We start from the raw sequence: 17,406 nt of genomic DNA, 5'->3' as shown, positions 1-17,406 counted from the left end.
TCGGGAGCCGCGTCGATCTGGTCGTAGGCCTTGGCTTCGCCGCCGAACTTGGCCGACAGCACCGTGGCGATGGCCGCCGTCAGCGTGGTCTTGCCATGGTCGACGTGACCGATCGTGCCCACGTTCACGTGGGGCTTGGTGCGCTCAAACTTACCTTTTGCCATTTTCAATCCTTGAAAGAGCAGGCCCGTGTGTTGGTTTTACGTCTGCATCCCGTTGCTTCTTCCTTCGCCACGGGCAACGAAGGGCACGAAATCGCAGACAGAACTGGGTCGGAACAAGAGCGGCGCGGCCGCCCTCGTCCCTGGGGCACACGCTTACTTGGCGCGTGCGGCGACGATGGCTTCGGCAACGTTGCGCGGGGCTTCCGCGTACTGCTTGAATTCCATCGTGTAGGTGGCGCGGCCTTGCGACATCGAGCGCAGGGTGGTCGAGTAGCCGAACATTTCCGACAGCGGGACTTCGGCCTTGATGGCCTTGCCGCCACCGACCATGTCGTCCATGCCCTGCACCATGCCGCGGCGGGACGACAGGTCGCCCATCACGTTGCCGGCGTAGTCTTCAGGCGTCTCGACTTCCACGGCCATCATCGGCTCCAGGATCACGGGGCTGGCCTTGCGGGCGCCTTCCTTGAAACCGAAGATGGCAGCCATCTTGAAGGCCATTTCGTTCGAGTCCACGTCGTGGTACGAACCGAAGTGCAGCGTGACCTTGACGTCCACGACCGGGTAGCCGGCCAGCACGCCTTGCGTCAGCGCCTCGACCACGCCCTTTTCCACCGCGGGGATGTATTCGCGAGGAACCACACCGCCCTTGATGGCGTCGACGAACTCGAAGCCCTTGCCGGCTTCCTGGGGTTCGATCTTCAGGACCACGTGGCCGTACTGGCCCTTGCCGCCCGACTGGCGAACGAACTTGCCTTCGGCTTCTTCGACGGTCTTGCGGATCGTTTCGCGGTAGGCCACTTGCGGCTTGCCCACGTTGGCTTCCACGCCGAACTCGCGCTTCATGCGGTCCACGATGATTTCGAGGTGCAGTTCGCCCATGCCCGAAATGATGGTCTGGCCCGATTCCTCGTCGGTCTTGACGCGGAACGAGGGGTCTTCCTGCGCCAGACGCTGCAGGGCGATGCCCATCTTTTCCTGGTCGGCCTTGGTCTTGGGCTCGACGGCCTGCGAGATCACCGACTCGGGGAACACCATGCGCTCGAGCGTGACGATGGCATCCGGATCGCACAGGGTTTCGCCCGTGGTCACTTCCTTCAGGCCCACGCACGCGGCGATGTCGCCGGCGCGGATTTCGCTGACTTCTTCGCGGTTGTTGGCGTGCATCTGCACGATACGGCCGATGCGCTCCTTCTTGCCGCGCACCGGGTTGTAGACGCTGTCACCCTTGGACAGCACGCCCGAGTACACGCGCACGAAGGTCAGCTGGCCCACGAACGGGTCGGTCATCAGCTTGAAGGCCAGGGCCGAGAACTTCTCGCCGTCGTCGGCCTTGCGCACCACGGGTGCTTCGTCTTCGTCGGTGCCGGCCACCGGGGGAATGTCGGTCGGCGCGGGCATGTATTCGATGACCGCGTCGAGCATGGCCTGCACGCCCTTGTTCTTGAAGGCCGAGCCGCACAGCATCGGCTGGATTTCGCCGGCGATGGTGCGCTGGCGGATGGCCGCCTTGATCTCTTCCTCGGACAGCTTCTCGCCTTCGAGGTACTTGTTCATCAGCTCTTCGCTGGCTTCGGCAGCGGCTTCCACGAGCTTCTCGTGGTATTCGTTGCAGACGTCGACCAGGTCGGCCGGGATCTCACCGTAGGTGAAGGTCACGCCCTTGTCCTCGTCCCAGATGATGGCCTTCATCTTCACGAGGTCGACGATGCCCTGGAACTTGTCTTCGGCGCCGATCGGGATCTGGATCACGACCGGGTTGGCCTTCAGGCGGTCGATCATCATCTGGCGAACGCGCAGGAAGTTGGCGCCGGTGCGGTCCATCTTGTTGACGAACGCCAGACGCGGCACCTTGTACTTGTTGGCCTGGCGCCAGACGGTTTCCGACTGGGGCTGCACGCCGCCGACGGCGTCATAGACCATGACGGCGCCGTCGAGCACGCGCATCGAGCGCTCGACTTCGATGGTGAAGTCCACGTGCCCGGGGGTGTCGATGATGTTGATGCGGTGCTCGGGGAAGTTCTGCGCCATGCCCTTCCAGAAGCAGGTGGTGGCAGCCGAGGTGATCGTGATGCCGCGCTCTTGTTCCTGCTCCATCCAGTCCATCGTGGCGGCACCGTCGTGCACTTCGCCGATCTTGTGGTTCACGCCGGTGTAGAACAGGATGCGCTCGGTCGTCGTGGTTTTGCCGGCGTCGATGTGCGCCGAGATACCGATGTTGCGGTAGCGCTCGATGGGGGTCTTGCGGGACATGAAAATTACTCCGTTAACGGATGAAAGCCCGCCCACCACACGGTGGGTCGGGCTTCCAGCCAGTACTTGAAAAGGGCGCTAGAAAAGGGCCAGCTTCTTAGAAGCGGAAGTGGCTGAAGGCCTTGTTGGCCTCTGCCATGCGATGCACTTCATCGCGCTTCTTCATCGCGCCGCCACGGCCTTCCGTGGCTTCCATCAGTTCGTTGGCCAGACGCAGGGCCATCGACTTCTCGCCACGCTTGCGGGCGGCTTCCTTGATCCAGCGCATCGACAGGGCCAGGCGACGGACCGGGCGCACTTCGACGGGCACCTGGTAGTTCGCGCCACCGACGCGGCGGGACTTCACTTCCACCATCGGCTTGACGTTGTTGATGGCCATGGTGAAGGCTTCCACGGGATCCTTGCCCGGGTTCTTCGACTCGATGAACTCGAGCGCACCGTAGATGATGCGTTCGGCCACAGCCTTCTTGCCGCCTTCCATGATCACGTTCATGAATTTGGACAGCTCGACATTGCCGAACTTCGGGTCCGGCAGGATTTCACGTTTGGGAACTTCGCGACGACGTGGCATTTTCTTAACCTCTTTGCTTCAGTTGGCATCGTTTCCGACACCGCGAGAGCCAAGCGAGACTCTCACTTACTCGACCCGACATTGGGTCACTTCGTTCGATTCGCCGGCCAGGCGAGCGAACACCGTTGAACAGACTCGAAGACCTTAGGCCTTCTTCGGACGCTTCGCGCCGTACTTGGAACGCGACTGCTTGCGATCCTTCACGCCTTGCAGGTCCAGCGAACCGCGGACGATGTGGTAGCGCACACCGGGCAAGTCCTTGACACGACCGCCGCGAACCAGCACGACGCTGTGTTCCTGCAGGTTGTGGCCTTCGCCGCCGATGTAGGAGATGACTTCGAAACCGTTGGTCAGGCGCACCTTGGCAACCTTGCGCAGAGCGGAATTCGGCTTCTTGGGGGTCGTGGTGTAGACCCGGGTGCAGACACCGCGACGCTGCGGCGAGTTCTGCATGGCAGGGCTCTTCGAATTCGTCTTTTCGACTTCGCGGCCCTGACGCACCAGTTGATTGATGGTAGGCATGTAAAAAATAATCCCAAAAAGTCGCCCGGTTGACCCAGCCTTCGTGACCCCAGTTGCCTGGGAAGGCTGGCAGACGACAAGAACGTGAAACCCTTCGGAAAATTCCGAAAAGCCCTCGATTATAGCGACCGGCGTGTTTCAGGGCAATGGAAACCCTAAGTCTGCGCTCAAGCGCCAATGCGCCCGGGTCAAAGCCAGCCCCGCACCGCGGAACTGGCTTTGCCAGGCCGCAGGTGGGGTCCCCTCCTCGGGAGGTGGCGAACTACACGCAGCGAAGCGAAGTGAGAAGCCGGGAGGCTCTATTACTTGATCCAGAGACGAACCGAATCCCAGGTGCGGCCCAGCACCCCCGCCTGCTCCACCGGCGCCAGTGCCACCAGCGGCAGTTCGGTGACCACCTGGTCGCCGAGCAGCACCTTCAGCGAGCCGACGCCCTGGTTCCTGGTGAACGGCGCCACTAGCGGATCCGGACGCGCGACCTGGGTGGCGACCTTGCTGGCCGTGCCGCTGGGCACCGCCACCACGATCGGCTCGACGCGGCCGAGCTTCAACTCGTTGGTCGTGCCCTTCCAGACGCGCGGCGTGGCCACCGGCTGGCCGGCGTCGAACAGACGCACGGCGTCATAGGCGGTATAGCCCCAGTTCAGGAGCTTCTGGGTCTCGTTGGCGCGGGCGGTCTCGCCGTTGGTGCCCAGCACGACAGACAGCAACCGGCGCCCGCCCTTCAGATTCGGGAAGTCGCGCCTGGCGGTGGCGACCATGCCGTAGCCGCCCGCGTCGGTGTGCCCGGTCATCAGGCCGTCCACGGTCGGGTCGCGGAACAACAGCGCGTTGCGGTTGGTGTCGTTGGTCGACGGCGTGCCCGGGTAGCGGTACTTCTTGATCGCATAGAAGTGCAACTCTTCCGGGAAGTCGCGGATCAGCCGCGTGGCCAGGATGCCCAGGTCGCGCGCGGTGGTGGTGTGACCGGGGGCCGACAGCCCGCCTGCGTTCTTGTAGGTCGTGTTCCTCATGCCCAGGGCCTTGGCCTGGTCGTTCATCATCTGGACGAAGCGCTCCTCGCTGCCGGCCACGCCTTCGGCCAGCGCCAGGGTGGCGTCGTTGCCCGACTGAACGACCATGCCCTTGATGAGATCCTCGACCGGTACCTGCATCTTCGGCTCGATGAACATGCGCGAGCCCGGCATCTTCGAGGCGCGCTCGCTCACCGGCAGGGTCTGGCTCAGGGTGATCTTCCGGGCCTTGATCGCGTCGAACACGATGTAGGCCGCCATCAGCTTGGTCAGCGAAGCCGGCTCGACCGGCAGGTCGACGTCCTTCTGCGCCAGCGTCTGGTTGGCCGTGACATCGAGCAGCAGATAGCTGCGGGCCGCGATTTCGGGTGGCACGGGGGCCTGTGCCTGCGCCGCCGCAAGGTAGAAAGGAGCGACAGCGGCCAGCACCAGCGCACGAAGCGCTTTCGAGAAACGGGTCATGGAGACGGGAGCGGGGGGATCTTCAGGAAGCGGGACGCTCGCCGGCGCGCAGATGGCGGCTGACGAGGTTTTTCAGGAGCGGCAATTGTCCGTGAAAGAAATGGCCGCCCCCGGGGACGACTGTGACGGGAAGTATCTGGGGACGTGCCCAATCCATGGCGGCAGCGAGCGCAACGGTGTCGTCATGCTCACCGTGGACCACCAGGGTGCGGTCGTGCGCCTCCGGCGGTATCGCGGGAACGGTGAAGCGGGCCGCGGCCGTTCCCACCAGCACGATCTGCCTCGGCTCGCGCGCCGGCCACAGCGTGGCGATCGCGCTGGCCGCCACGAAGGCGCCGAAGGAGAAGCCCGCGATGGCCAGCGGCCCCTGCGGCGCCGCCTGCTCGATGAGGGCCAGCATGTCCTCGCATTCGCCGCGCCCTTCGTCGTGCACGCCGGCGCTGCCGCCCACGCCGCGGAAGTTGAAGCGCACGGCGGTCCAGCCATTGGCGACGAAGGCACGCGCCAGCGTCTGCACCACCTTGTTGTCCATGGTGCCGCCGAAGAGGGGATGCGGATGGGCGATGACCGCGATGCCCTGGGGCTCGATGCCCTCGGCGGAGGCGTCGCGCTGCGCCTCGATGGCGCCAGCGGCGCCCTGGAAGACAAGCTTCTCGGTACGGGAGTTCATGGTTTGGCCAGCCCCGCGCTCAACGGCCCACGTCTGGCGCCAGCAGCAGGCGCTCCACCACCTCGCCCTTCTTCAGGTGCGAGTCGACGATCTCGTCGATGTCGGCCTGGTCCACGTAGCTGTACCAGGTGCCTTCGGGATACACCACCGCCACCGGGCCGCCGGCGCAGCGGTCCAGGCAGCCGGCCTTGTTCACCCGCACCTGGCCGGGCCCCGCCAGCCCTTCCTTCTTGACGCGCGACTTGCAGTGGTCGAAGCCCTCCTGGGCCTTGTACTGCGCGCAGGACTGCTCGCCGTTCTTTCGTTCGTTGAGGCAGAAGAAGATGTGGCGGGCGTAGTAGCCCTGGGCGGCTTGGGTCATCCGGGGAATTCTAGGAGTGCCGGATGTCGCGCGACAGGACCAGCACGAGGTAGCCGATGGTCGCGAAGGGCCACATCCAGCCCAGCCATTGAACCAGGCCGTTGAAGCGGATGAAGCGCCCCTGCTCCCAGGTGGCCAGGGTCTGGGCGAAGTAGGCGCTCTCCGGCGCCCCGTTGATGAGGCCCAGTTGCACGATGACGGCAATGAGCGCCAGCGCCGCACACAGGCGCCGCGATGCGGGCAGCAGCGCGGCGCCGATCACCGCCGCGGCCACCACGCCGATCTGAACTGGCAGGTCCAGCCAGGCCCAAGCGTGCTGCGGGCCCCAACTGAGCAGGGCCGACAGGGCGCTGGCCGCAATCCCCGCGCCCAAGACGAGGGGCAGCAGCACGGCACGCCGGCGCACCGAGCGGGCCACGACGAAGGCCAGCAGGCAGGGCACCAGCGCGCCCAGCAGCACGCACAGCAGTTCGGCGCCCGGCACCAGCGGCTCCAGTTCGAACTGCCGCACCGGCAGCCAGTCGATGAAGGGCGTGTCGGCCAGCCAGTCGGCGATGCCGTCCTCCATCCGCTCGAAAACCTGCCCGAGGCCGAAGCTCACGGCAGCCGGAAAGAGCAGCGCCGCCGGCCACAGCGCCAGCAGCACCAGGCCGCCGCGCGCCTCGGCCACGAACCAGCTGCTGCGGGTGCCGTCCCAGTGCGCCACCGCCCCCAGCCGCTCAAGCAGCCCCGCCAGCACCGCACCGCCCAGGGCGCCCGCGCTGTTGAGCGCCCAGTCCACGTTGGACGGGATGCGCGCCGGCAGGTAGCTTTGCAGCGTCTCCATCAGGAAGGACAGCGCCGCCGCGGCAATGGTGGCCCGCACGACGGCCACGGCCACGGGGGTGTCCGGCCGGTGCCGCAGCACCGAGATGGCGCCCAGGAAACCAAGCGGCACATAGCCGGCCGCGTTGATGCCGAAATCGAAGCCGGTCCAGTAGCGCGGCCAGGGCGCCGTCACGAAGGCCCAGGGGACGATGCCCTGGTCGCGCCAGTCGGCAAAGGGATAGAGGCTGGCGTAGACGATCAGCGCCACGTAGGCCAGCGCCAGCGGCAGCGCGGCGGACTTGTGGCCGGACTGCGCCATCAGAAGGGCTTGACCACCACCAGGACGACGATGGCCAGCAGCAGCAGCACCGGCAGCTCGTTGAACCAGCGGTACCAGCGGTGGCTGCGCCGGTTGGTGTTGGCTTCGAAGCGGCGCAGCAGCGCGCCACAGGCGTGGTGATAGCCGATCACCACCAGCACCAGGCCCAGCTTGGCGTGCATCCAGCCGTTGCCCGAACCCAGGCGGCCGATGCCGTAGCCCAGCCAGAGCCACAGGCCGAATCCGAGGGCCGGAACGGCCAGCATCGTCGTGAAGCGGTAGAGCTTGCGCCCCATCAGCAGCAGCCGGGCGCGTTCGGCCTCGGAGCCCGGCGGCACCATGGCCAGGTTCACCAGGATGCGGGGCAGGTAGAAAAGGCCCGCGAACCAGCTGGCGATGAAGACGATGTGCAGCGATTTGACCCAGAGCATCGGGCCAAGTTTAGTGGGCCACCCTTAGGCGAGCGCCCTGCTGGGCTGCCTTGTTTCCGGGCAAAAAAAAGCCCGGCGAATGAACGCCGGGCGGGAAGCCCTTTTGCTGTCACACATCAAGGCACCCGCTCAGGGAGGAAAAGCGGGGAGCGGCAAGCCGCCCACTTGGAAATTTAACAAATCATTAATGATCTATCAAGCAAGGTCACCGATGGCCTTGAACAACATCTGTGAACATCCGAGTACTTTCGCACTCAGGTCCAAGGGTTAATTCGTACGAACGATCGTTCCGAAAATACAACAGCCTGAACGCTTCAGGCACAATTTTCGGATGACCCGCTTCACTCCCGCCTTCGCCCCCTTCCCCGCCGGCCGCCCGCGCCGGCTGCGCCGCGACGAATTCACCCGCAACCTGGTGCGCGAGCATGCACTCACCGCCCATGACCTGATCTACCCGGTATTCGTCCAGGAAGGCAACCAGCGCCGGGACGCGGTGCCCTCCATGCCCGGGGTGGAGCGGCTCAGCCTGGATCTGCTGCTGCCTGTGGCGGAAGATTGCGTGAAGCTGGGCATCCCGGTGATGGCGCTGTTCCCGGTGATCGACACGAAACTGAAGACGCCCGCCGGCGACGAGGCCTTCAACCCCGACGGCCTGATCCCGCGCGTGGTGTCCGCCCTGAAGTCGCGCTTTCCCGAACTGGGCGTGATGACCGACGTGGCACTGGACCCCTACACCAGCCATGGCCAGGACGGCCTGCTGGACGACAGCGGCTACATCCTGAACGACCCCACCGTCGAGGTGCTCACCCGCCAGGCCCTGGCCCAGGCGCAGGCCGGCGTCGACATCGTGGCACCCAGCGACATGATGGACGGGCGCATCGGCGCCATCCGCCAGGCGCTGGAAGCGGCCGGCAACATCCACACCCGGATCATGGCCTACAGCGCCAAGTACGCCAGCGCCTTCTACGGCCCCTTCCGCGATGCCGTCGGCTCGGCCGCCAACCTGGGCAAGAGCAACAAGAAGGTCTACCAGATGGACCCGGGCAACACCGACGAGGCGCTGCGCGAGGTGGCCATGGACATCGCCGAGGGCGCCGACATGGTGATGGTCAAGCCCGGCATGCCGTACCTGGACGTGCTGCGCCGCGTGAAGGACGAGTTCCGCATTCCGACCTTCGCCTACCAGGTGAGCGGCGAATACGCGATGCTCAAGGCGGCGGCGCAGAACGGCTGGCTGGACCACGACGCCGTGATGCTGGAAAGCCTGCTGGCCTTCAAGCGCGCCGGCGCCGACGGCATCCTGACCTACTTCGCGCTGGACGCGGCGCGCAAGCTCAGGCAGCAGGCCTGATCAAAGGCCATGCGCATCTTCGAGATCAGCGCCACCCAGGTCACGGAACACCAGGCACTCGCCCCGCTGGCACTGCCGGGCGCCTGCCAGAACGCCTTTCTCTGGGTCTCGCTCACGCGCGACGAGCTGCAGGCGACGCTGCCGCAGGTGCAGGCCATCCTGCAGTCGTTGTGCGACGCCCAGCTGGTGGACCTGCACGTGAGCGACCTGCTCAACGAGCAGCTGCCCTCGCACTACGACTACACCTCCGAGTACGACCTGCTGGTGATCCGGCGCCTGGCCGCCGTGCAGGCCGCCGTCGACGCGGCGGTGCCTGCGGCCCCGCCGGCGCAGGACATCGTGGTCCCGGACCCGGCGCCGCGTGGCGGCCCGCCTGCGCTTCGGCGCATCGACACGCGGCCGGTCGGCTTCGCGGTGTTCGACCGGGTGCTGCTCTCGGTGCATCCGCAGGACAACCAGGTGCGCGACACCTTCGCCAAGAAGCTGATGGCGGTGGCGGCGGGCTCCGCCGCGCCCGCCCTGGACGAGCGCGCCACCTCCGCGCGGCTGCCCACCAGCCCGGCCGACCTGATGCTGCGGGTGGTCAACCACATCGTGGATGGCTACCTGGACCTGCGCAAGGAGCTGTCCAGGCAGCTCGACCACTGGCAGACCGAGCTCACCGACGCCAAGAGCCGCTTCAACAACTGGGGCGCCCTGATGAAGGCCCGCCAGTCGCTGCGCCACCTGCTGGAGATCTGCGAGGACCAGCGCGACGCCGTGCAGGACTGGATCGACGAGATCGAGACGCTGCCGGCGCAGCAGAAGCACGAGGATGCGCGAGAGCGCGAACTGGTGCTGGTGCGAAGCCGCGACGTGCTGGAGCACATCGAGCGCGTGGTGCACCACGTGCGCCGCCTCGAGCAGGACGCGGAGACCGCGGTGCAGATGCATTTCAGCATCCAGAGCCACCGCACCAACGACATCATGCGGGTGCTGACGGTGCTGACCGCGGTGTTCCTGCCGCTGAACCTCATCGCCGGCATCTTCGGGATGAACTTCGACACCATCCCGCTGCTGCACAAGGCGGACGGGTTCTGGATCGCGATGGCGGCCATGCTGGCCGTCGCGCTGGTGCTGACGCTGGTCTTCTGGCGCAAGCGCTACCTGGCGCGCACGACGCAGTAGAAAAAAAGAAAGCCGGTCGGCGCTTGCGCACCGACCGGCTGTCCTGGCTCTCGAAACTCTCTGTGACGCGGCTGGATTACAGCTTGCTTGCGTTGCTCTTGGCAGCTTCGGCGCGCGCATCCACCGGGTTCTGCATGGTCGAGATGACCTTGCTGTTCACCCGCGAGCCGGAGCTCACGTTCTGGTCCGGCGCAGCAGCGGCGCGGATCGCCTCGGCTTCCACGCCAGCGCGGTCACGCGACACGGCCACCGTCTCGGCGCCACGCGAGCCACGGACCACGTTCTGGTCCTTGGCGTTGGCGGCGTTGATGGCCTGGGCCTCCACGTCGGCACGCTTCATGGCCGATACCGGCGCCTGAACACCATCGTAGGTTTCTGCCTGGGCGCCGGTGGCGGCAACGAAAGCCAGCGCGGCGGCGGCGAAAAGATGCGAAGTCTTCATGTCTGGGTCCTTGGAAGTCGAGTTATGTGACCGGTTGGATGAAAAGCCCTTGAGGGGGCAAAAGCCCCCGAAGGGGCCGGGATTACAGGGCTGCCTGGTTTTGCGTGGCCTGGCGGCGCACGGCCAGCGAACCGTTGGTGTACTGCGAGGGGATCGTGCTGTTCACGAAAGCCTTGCGGTCCAGGTTCCACGTCGGGTCGTGCGAGGCGGCCACGGCCTGGGCGCGGATCGCATTGCGGTCCACGTTGCCGGCCACCTGGGTCACGCCAGCCTGGGCGGCATCGCCGTACAGGTTCACGCCGGCCTTTGCGGCGGCGGTGGCGTCGGCTTGCACTTCGGTGCGGCTGCGCTGGCTGTTGACGGTCAGCACGCCGTTGTATTCCTCGGCGTGGGCGGCACCGGCGACGGCCATGAGGGCAACGGCGGCGGCGGAGATGATCTTGGTGGCGGTGTTCATATCAGTTCCTTTGGATGTTCAACAAATTCGAACGGGTCTGGTGGGTGATGCCGTCCTTCGATTCGCAACGGCTCCTCGCTCGGGCCTTGTTCACCCAGGCTTGCTGAATTGCTTGCCTGTGCAGCGAAGTTTGATCGAAAAATCTAAGTAAAAACCCGCAGAATTCGAATCACCGTGTTCACGGATTCGAAACAATCGCGCGTTCCAAGACTCAGTGATCCAGGATTCGACCGAATACTGAAACAATCATTCACATATCCATGGACAGTCTCGAACTCATCCGGGCCTTCCGGGAAGTCGCCCAGCAGGGCAATTTCTCCAAGGCGGCCACCCGCCTCGGCATGTCGAAGGCCACCATCAGCAAGTACATCGCAGAGCTGGAGGAACGCTTCGGCGTCCGCCTGCTCAACCGCTCCACCCGCTCGGTGAGCCTGACGGACGCCGGCGCCCTCCTGCTGGAGCGCAGCACCCCGGTGCTGGAGATGGTGGAGCTGACGCAGACGGAACTGCAGGAACGGGCCAGCCAGCCGGCCGGCCGCCTGAAGATCTCCGCGCCGCACGGCATGGGCCAGGGCGACCTGCCGAACCTGCTCGCCCAGTTCATGCGCCACTACCCGGAAGTGAGCATCAGCCTGCACCTGAGCAGCCGCTTCGTGGACATGGTGGACGAAGGCATCGACGTCGCCCTTCGGCTGGGCCCCATCGAGGACCAGAACCTCATCGTGCGCCGGCTGGTGCAGGTGAACCTGGTCGCCTGTGCCTCGCCGCTCTACTGGCGCAAGCACGGCATTCCCAAGCGGCCGGCAGACCTGGCGGACCATGTCGCCCTGACCAGTTCCAGCCTGGGGCCGAACCCTCAATGGCGCTTCGAGGAGAACGGCGAACCAGTGGACGTGCCGCTCAAGAGCCGCATGGACGCCACCGAGGGCGGGCCGCTGGTGCACGTGGCGCTGCAGGGCTTCGGCGTGGTCTACCTCCCCGGGCTGCTGGTGCAGCCGCACATCGACCACGGCGAGCTGCAGCCGGTGCTGCAGGACTATGTGCGCAAGGACATGTGGCTCTACGCCGCGTACCTGCAACGCCGCCACAACAGCGCCGCACTGCGGGCGCTGCTGGACTTCCTGGAAAGCAACATCGGCAAGCGCGCGAAGGCGCTGGCAGCACGCAAGACCCCCGCCTGAGGCCGCACGAGCCGCGCAGCCGCTACGGCGACGGCGGCTTCACACCGAAGAGATCGGCCGCGTTGCCCCAGGCGACGCGCCGCGCCAGCTCGGGTGGCAGGCCGCCCAGCCACACGCGGTAGTTGCGCATGATCTCGTCATAGCTGCCCCAGCGTTCATTGACCCAGGTGTCCGAGCCCACCATGAAGCGGGTCGGGAAGCGCTCGATCAGCTCGCGCCACTCCGGGCACAGCTGCCCGCCCGCGCAGGCCAGGCCGGGGCGGTAGGACAGCTCGCCCACCAGCAGCGGATAGCGCTCGAAGAGCTCGCGCACCCGCGCCACCGGCGCACCGCCGATGCCGGTGTGGGCCCAGATCAGGCGCAGCTTCTGGCCGCCCGTTGGCGAGGCCGCCATCAGCAGCTCGATCGCTTCGTCGTCCACATGCGCCAGCAGCGCCAGCTTGCTGCGCTCGGCCAGTTCGACGAACTTGCGCGCCACCGGACCCTTGGCATTGGCGCTTTCGTACAAGTGGAATTCACCGATGCCGCGGAACGGCCCGGCCGCGCTGCCGCGTGCCAGCTCGTCCTGCACCATCTCGTAGATGCTCTCGTCGCGGAACCAGTTCGTGTAGTCGGCGCGGTTGCGGTAGACCCGCACGAAGGGCACCACCGTGATCCCGGCGTCTGCACCCTCCTTCGCGCCGGCCAGCGTGTGGGTGCCGGTGTTGGGCCGCGAGTTGGCGACGATGGCCCGCACCCCGTTGCGCTGCATGCGCGCCACCGCCTCGGTGGGCGGATAGGGGCCGGCGCGGCCGTTCCAGGCCTCCTCGTTGTAGTGCAGGTGCGCGTCGAAGATGGGGCCGGCGTAGTCCGCCGCCAGGGCGTGTCCGCCCTGCACAAGGCCCCAGCCGAGCAGCAGCGCCGCGAGCGCCCTGCGCATCGGCCTCAGCCCACGTGCTTCTGGAAGAAGGCCAGCGTGCGCTCGCGCGCCACCTGTGCCGGCTCGGCCGAGTAGGAGCCGCGCTGGTCGCAGTTGAAGCCGTGATCGGCCGCGTACACGTGCACCACCACTTCGGGGTGCGCCTTCTCGAAGGCCTGCACCGATTCGAGCGGGATCCAGTGGTCCTTGTTGCCGAAGTGCGCCAGCACCGGCACCTTGGGCTTGCGCGCCGCCTCTTCCGGCGTGGTCATGCCACCGCCGTAGTAGGGCACGGCGGCCGACAGGCCGCTGAGTTCTGCGGCAGCGCGCCAGGTCAGCAGGCCGCCCCAGCAGTAGCCGACGATGCCCACCTTGCCGGCCTTGGCGGCGTAGTCCACGGCGGCCTGCAGGTCCTGCATGACGCCGGGCGCCGGCAGGCCTTCGACGGCCATCTTCAGCGCGAAGCCGGCCTTCATGTCTTCCTCGGTGTAACCCATCTCCACGCCGGGCTTGACGCGCTGGAAGGTCGCGGGCGCCACCGCCAGGTAGCCGTCCGCCGCGTAGCCGTCGGCCACCGAGCGGATGTGCGAGTTCACGCCGAAGATTTCCTGCACCACCACCACGGCGCCCTTGGGCTTGCCCGCCGGCTCGGCGACGTAGGCGGGGAAGACGAAGCCATCCTTGGCTGTCAGATCGATGAATTGACCCATGTTCGACACTCCTGGTTGTCTGAGGCTGCTGTAATCGGCCTGCGGTTGTAACCGAGCTATGTGAATCCTGCAGGAGAAATCTGAATGAACCCACCCATCGTCCTGATCACCGGCGGCAGCCGCGGCATCGGTGCGGCCACGGCATTGCTGCTCGCCGGTCGCGGCTTCGCGGTGGCGATCAACTACGCCCGGCAGGCCGACACGGCGAACGCGCTGGTGCAGCGCATCGAGGCCGAGGGCGGCAGGGCGATCGCGGTGCAGGCCGACGTGGGCGACGAGGCGCAGGTGCTGGCCATGTATGCGCAGGTCGATGCGAAGCTCGGTCGCATCTCGGCCCTGGTCAACAACGCCGGCATCGTCGACGTGAAGGCGCGAGTGGACGAGATGAGCGTGCAGCGGCTGGAACGCATGATGCGCATCAACGTGGTGGGCGCCTTCGTCTGCGCCCGGGAGGCCGTCAAGCGCATGAGCACGCGACATGGCGGCTCGGGTGGCGTCATCGTCAACCTGTCGAGCGCAGCGGCGCGGCTGGGCTCGCCCGACCAGTACATCGACTACGCGGCCAGCAAGGGTGCCATCGACACCCTCACCATGGGCCTGGCCAAGGAAGTGGCCGAGGAAGGCATCCGCGTCAACGGCGTGCGGCCGGGCCTGATCGACACCGAGATCCATGCCTCGGGCGGCATGCCAGAGCGGGCCTTCCAGCTGGCCCATACGGTGCCGATGAAACGAACCGGCACGGCCGAGGAAGTGGCCAACGCCATCGTGTGGCTGCTCTCGCCCGAAGCCAGCTACGTGACCGGCGCGACCCTCGACGTCAGCGGCGGCCGCTGAGGCGGCTCAGCGCAGGCAGCCCAGCGCGAGCAGCGCGCTGCGCACATCCTGCGGCGAGCGCACCTGCACCGCCTGCAGGCCGCAGGCGCGCGCGCCGGCCACGTTCTCCGCCAGGTCGTCGAAGAAGAGCAGCGACTGCGGCGGCAGCCCGATCTCGCGGCACACGTGCTCGAAGGCGGCACGCTCGGGCTTGCGCAAGCCGATGTCCGAGGAAGCGAACACCTGGTCGAAGGCCGGCTCGATGCGCGGATAGGCCGCGCGCCAGGCCGCATGGTGGCTGCGGTTGGTGTTGCTGAAGGCATAGCACGGCATGAAGCGGCGCGCGGCCTCGATCGCATCCAGCGTGGGGCCGATCTCGTCGCGGAAGATGGCGTTCCAGCCGGCCTCGATCTGCGCGTCGGTGGCGTCAAGCCGCAGCTTGCGGCGCAGGGTGTCGAAGTACTCGCTGCCCGTCAGTTCGCCGCGCTCGTGGCGCTGGTAGTCCTCGTCGTGCGAGAAGGCGGCGCGCAACTCGTCGGCCGGCAGCGAGGACATCGGCGCCCAGTATTCCAGCGCATGCGCGAAGTCGAACTCGAACACCACGCCGCCCAGGTCGAACAGCAGGGCCTTCACCCGGCTGGGATCGAATCCGGCGCTCATTGCACCAGCTGCGCGATGTGCGCCTCGATGCGCGGGCCGTCCACGATCAGCTCGCCCGCCGAGATCGGCAGCGTGAAGCGGCGCGGCCCTGCACTGCCGGGGTTCACGTAGATCACGCCCTCGCGCTCCTGCACCAGCGGCTTGTGCGAGTGCCCGGTGACCACCACGCGCACGCCGGCGGCGGCCGGGTCGATGTCCAGCAGCGCCAGGTCGTGCAGCGCGTAGATGAACAGCTCGCCCACCTGCAGGAACTCCGTCTCGGGCACCTGCAGGGCCCAGCCCTCGCGGTCGTTGTTGCCGCGCACCGCCGTCACCGGCGCGATCCTGCCAAGTTCCTCCAGGATCTGCGGCGAGCCGATGTCGCCCCCATGCACGATGAAGTCGCTGCCCTGCAGGTACGCCAGCGCCTCCGGCCGCAGCAGGCCGTGCGTGTCCGAGATGAGTCCGATGCGCGTGCTCATGGCCAGCTCGCGCTCACTGGGCCGGCTGCTGCAGCTCGTCGGCCCACAGCACCACCTGCGCCACCACGGCATCGCTGGCCGCGGCCAGGGCGCGCACGCCACCCGGTGCATCGGCGCTGAGCGCGGGCTCCTGTGCGCTGAAGGTGCGCTGGCCCAGCACCCGGTCGCCGGCGCCGGTGGTGTTCATCAGCGTGGCACGCACGCGCACCAGGCCGTAGCTGCTGGTCGGCGTGTCGAAGTACTGCGAGAACTCTTCCAGGGTCAGGCGCAGGCTGTTGGGCACCTTGCCCTCCACCCGGGCGATGTTGGTGCCCTCTTCGGTGCCCAGCACCACGCGGCGCTGCGACAGCGCATCGCGCAGCCGCTGTTCCAGCAGCTGCGTCGCGGGCACGCTCCAACGCGCCTGCGAGTAGGGGCGCAGCTCGTTGCTGTCGGAATAGCCGAAGCGGTAGAGGATCTGCGCGCCGTCCAGCCGCGCATGCGCCTCGATGTGCGACAGCAGCATGGGCGGCTTGCGCGTGGGCGAGGCGGTGGCCGCGGCCGTGCTGCGCGGCAGCGGGCCGGCGCCGAAGTCGTACAGCGTGGCGCGCGCCGGCTTGTCCGGCAGCGCGCCGCAGCCGACGAGCACGCTGGCCACGACGATGCCGGCGCATGCCAGGCCACCGAAGGAAGTGAACTTGTTCAGGGTCATGGCGGGCTTTCAGGGGCGTGCCGCGGTGGCGGGAACGGCCGGCGTGGCGAAACCAGGCTCGCCCGGACCGGGCACGACGCTGCCGCTGCCGAAGAGCAGCGACTGCGGGTTCTCGTTGATGTTCTCGGCCGCGCGGCCCAGGCGGCGCACCGCGACCGCGGCGTCGTCCGCCACCCGGTTGACGCGCGGCAGCGTGGTCATGTTGAAGGAGTCCAGCGCCTGGCCCAGGCCTTCGGTGCCCGCGGCCAGCCGGTCCAGCGGGCCGCCCTCGGCGTTGATGCGGGTGACCGTGCTGTTGAGGTTGTTGGCCACGCGCGAGACGTCGCTCGCGGCCTGCTTCACCGTGCCCAGCGCGGCACGCGTGTTGTCGGCCAGCGGAGGAATGGCCTTGAGGGCGGGCGTGAGGCCTTCCTTGACGGTGGCATCCAGGTTCTTCGTGAGCTGGTTGGCGCTCTTGGCGGCCTGCGCGATGTTCTCCAGCGCCTCGGCCACGCGCTGGCGGTTCTCGTCGCTCACCAGCGCGTTCACCTTTTGCGCAGCGTCCTCCACCTGCTCCAGGATGGCTTCGCCGCGCTCCTGCAGCTTGGCCAGCGTCGAGGGCTTGAGCGGAATGCGTGGCGGGTTGCTGTTGTCGGGCACCAGTTGTTCCTGCGAAGTGCCGTCGTCGTTGAGCGCGATGGCGGCCAGCCCGGTCACGCCCTGGTAGCTCAGCGCGGCATAGCTGGACTTGGTGAGCGGCACGCGCTCGTCCACCGAGATGCGCACCCGCACGTTGCCGCGCACCTTGGGGTCGAAGTCGATGGACTGCACCTTGCCCACCGACACGCCCCGGAAGCGCACCGTGGCCTGCGGCTGCAAGCCGCTGACAGGGTCGCTGGTGGACATCTCGTAGATGTTGCGCACCGCCGTGTCGTGCGTGAACCAGAGCACCAGCGCCACGATCAGGCCGATCAGGCCGATGACGAAGGCGCCGGCGACAAAAGCATGGGCCTTGTTTTCCAT

21 protein-coding genes are annotated in these 17,406 nt (G+C 67.0%); 4 read left to right on the top strand and 17 right to left on the bottom strand.

The annotated features are described in order from the left end of the window. From BM345_RS25960 to BM345_RS25920, 9 genes are all read right to left on the bottom strand, one after another. The coding region (locus tag BM345_RS25960) for a GTP-binding protein (RefSeq protein WP_254789784.1) at positions 1 to 164 on the bottom strand (164 nt) is incomplete at its 3' end. 153 nt (positions 165 to 317) lie between these two features. Further along, positions 318 to 2,417 (bottom strand): elongation factor G, encoded by a 2,100-nt coding sequence (gene fusA / locus BM345_RS25955; RefSeq protein WP_093385661.1) that lies wholly within the window; start codon positions 2,415 to 2,417, stop codon positions 318 to 320. Between the two features lie 97 nt (positions 2,418 to 2,514). Next, a complete protein-coding gene (gene rpsG / locus BM345_RS25950; RefSeq protein ID WP_093385659.1) occupies positions 2,515 to 2,988 on the bottom strand; it encodes a 30S ribosomal protein S7 in 474 nt (157 codons plus the stop codon). 144 nt (positions 2,989 to 3,132) lie between these two features. Beyond that, positions 3,133 to 3,510 carry a 30S ribosomal protein S12 gene (gene rpsL / locus BM345_RS25945; RefSeq protein WP_027101803.1) on the bottom strand — a complete coding sequence of 126 codons (378 nt, stop codon included), beginning with the start codon at positions 3,508 to 3,510 and terminating at the stop codon, positions 3,133 to 3,135. Positions 3,511 to 3,812: 302 nt separating this feature from the next. Continuing rightward, positions 3,813 to 4,985 carry a D-alanyl-D-alanine carboxypeptidase family protein gene (locus tag BM345_RS25940; RefSeq protein ID WP_093385656.1) on the bottom strand — a complete coding sequence of 391 codons (1,173 nt, stop codon included), beginning with the start codon at positions 4,983 to 4,985 and terminating at the stop codon, positions 3,813 to 3,815. Positions 4,986 to 5,007: 22 nt separating this feature from the next. After that, positions 5,008 to 5,655, bottom strand: a complete 648-nt coding sequence (locus BM345_RS25935) for an alpha/beta hydrolase (protein ID WP_093385654.1) — start codon at positions 5,653 to 5,655, stop codon at positions 5,008 to 5,010. Positions 5,656 to 5,674: 19 nt separating this feature from the next. Then, a complete protein-coding gene (locus BM345_RS25930) occupies positions 5,675 to 6,016 on the bottom strand; it encodes a (2Fe-2S) ferredoxin domain-containing protein (RefSeq protein ID WP_093385651.1) in 342 nt (113 codons plus the stop codon). 10 nt (positions 6,017 to 6,026) lie between these two features. After that, a complete protein-coding gene (locus BM345_RS25925; protein ID WP_093385649.1) occupies positions 6,027 to 7,142 on the bottom strand; it encodes a VanZ family protein in 1,116 nt (371 codons plus the stop codon). Then, positions 7,142 to 7,573 (bottom strand): CopD family protein, encoded by a 432-nt coding sequence (locus BM345_RS25920; RefSeq protein ID WP_093385646.1) that lies wholly within the window; start codon positions 7,571 to 7,573, stop codon positions 7,142 to 7,144. The genes BM345_RS25925 and BM345_RS25920 overlap by 1 nt, the downstream gene beginning before the upstream one ends. Before the next feature lie 331 nt (positions 7,574 to 7,904). Between BM345_RS25920 and hemB the strand changes: the two genes are divergently transcribed. Further along, positions 7,905 to 8,924, top strand: coding sequence for a porphobilinogen synthase (hemB, locus tag BM345_RS25915; RefSeq protein ID WP_093385644.1), 1,020 nt, complete (start codon positions 7,905 to 7,907; stop codon positions 8,922 to 8,924). 9 nt (positions 8,925 to 8,933) lie between these two features. Continuing rightward, a complete protein-coding gene (locus tag BM345_RS25910; protein ID WP_093385641.1) occupies positions 8,934 to 10,091 on the top strand; it encodes a magnesium transporter CorA family protein in 1,158 nt (385 codons plus the stop codon). Positions 10,092 to 10,167: 76 nt separating this feature from the next. Here BM345_RS25910 and BM345_RS25905 read toward each other — a convergent pair whose 3' ends face one another. Together BM345_RS25905 and BM345_RS25900 are read right to left on the bottom strand one after the other, a co-directional pair. Beyond that, the gene (locus BM345_RS25905) at positions 10,168 to 10,533 is read right to left on the bottom strand and encodes a DUF4148 domain-containing protein (RefSeq protein WP_093385638.1); all 366 of its coding nucleotides are present in this window, start codon (positions 10,531 to 10,533) and stop codon (positions 10,168 to 10,170) included. An 82-nt stretch (positions 10,534 to 10,615) separates the two neighbouring features. Then, complete coding sequence (locus BM345_RS25900; RefSeq protein WP_093385635.1) at positions 10,616 to 10,990, bottom strand: hypothetical protein; 375 nt, start codon at positions 10,988 to 10,990, stop codon at positions 10,616 to 10,618. Between the two features lie 260 nt (positions 10,991 to 11,250). On the opposite strand from BM345_RS25900, the gene BM345_RS25895 reads away from it, so the two are divergent. Continuing rightward, positions 11,251 to 12,171, top strand: a complete 921-nt coding sequence (locus BM345_RS25895) for a LysR family transcriptional regulator (RefSeq protein ID WP_093385633.1) — start codon at positions 11,251 to 11,253, stop codon at positions 12,169 to 12,171. 22 nt (positions 12,172 to 12,193) lie between these two features. Here the strand turns inward: BM345_RS25895 and BM345_RS25890 are convergent, their stop codons facing one another. Together BM345_RS25890 and BM345_RS25885 are read right to left on the bottom strand one after the other, a co-directional pair. After that, on the bottom strand, positions 12,194 to 13,090 hold the full coding sequence (locus tag BM345_RS25890) for an amidohydrolase family protein (protein WP_093385630.1): 897 nt from the start codon (positions 13,088 to 13,090) through the stop codon (positions 12,194 to 12,196). Between the two features lie 5 nt (positions 13,091 to 13,095). Beyond that, positions 13,096 to 13,779, bottom strand: a complete 684-nt coding sequence (locus tag BM345_RS25885; RefSeq protein WP_093385627.1) for a dienelactone hydrolase family protein — start codon at positions 13,777 to 13,779, stop codon at positions 13,096 to 13,098. Positions 13,780 to 13,863: 84 nt separating this feature from the next. Between BM345_RS25885 and BM345_RS25880 the strand changes: the two genes are divergently transcribed. Next, positions 13,864 to 14,613 carry an SDR family oxidoreductase gene (locus BM345_RS25880; protein ID WP_093385625.1) on the top strand — a complete coding sequence of 250 codons (750 nt, stop codon included), beginning with the start codon at positions 13,864 to 13,866 and terminating at the stop codon, positions 14,611 to 14,613. Positions 14,614 to 14,619: 6 nt separating this feature from the next. Here BM345_RS25880 and BM345_RS25875 read toward each other — a convergent pair whose 3' ends face one another. From BM345_RS25875 to BM345_RS25860, 4 genes are read right to left on the bottom strand one after another with little or no spacing between them, the layout of a single operon-like run. Further along, on the bottom strand, positions 14,620 to 15,252 hold the full coding sequence (locus BM345_RS25875) for an HAD family hydrolase (RefSeq protein WP_093385622.1): 633 nt from the start codon (positions 15,250 to 15,252) through the stop codon (positions 14,620 to 14,622). After that, positions 15,249 to 15,713: a metallophosphoesterase family protein gene (locus BM345_RS25870; protein ID WP_093385620.1), complete on the bottom strand. Its 465-nt coding sequence runs from the start codon at positions 15,711 to 15,713 to the stop codon at positions 15,249 to 15,251. Before BM345_RS25870 ends, BM345_RS25875 begins: the two co-directional genes overlap by 4 nt. A 13-nt stretch (positions 15,714 to 15,726) precedes the next feature. After that, positions 15,727 to 16,404: an ABC-type transport auxiliary lipoprotein family protein gene (locus BM345_RS25865; protein WP_093385617.1), complete on the bottom strand. Its 678-nt coding sequence runs from the start codon at positions 16,402 to 16,404 to the stop codon at positions 15,727 to 15,729. Between the two features lie 9 nt (positions 16,405 to 16,413). Continuing rightward, positions 16,414 to 17,406, bottom strand: coding sequence for an MlaD family protein (locus BM345_RS25860; RefSeq protein ID WP_093385615.1), 993 nt, complete (start codon positions 17,404 to 17,406; stop codon positions 16,414 to 16,416).

Source organism: Variovorax sp. OV329 (assembly GCF_900114785.1).
Taxonomy (GTDB): domain Bacteria; phylum Pseudomonadota; class Gammaproteobacteria; order Burkholderiales; family Burkholderiaceae_C; genus Variovorax.
The sequence above is the reverse complement of the archived record's forward strand: the minus strand, read 5'-3'. Positions and strand labels throughout refer to the sequence as shown.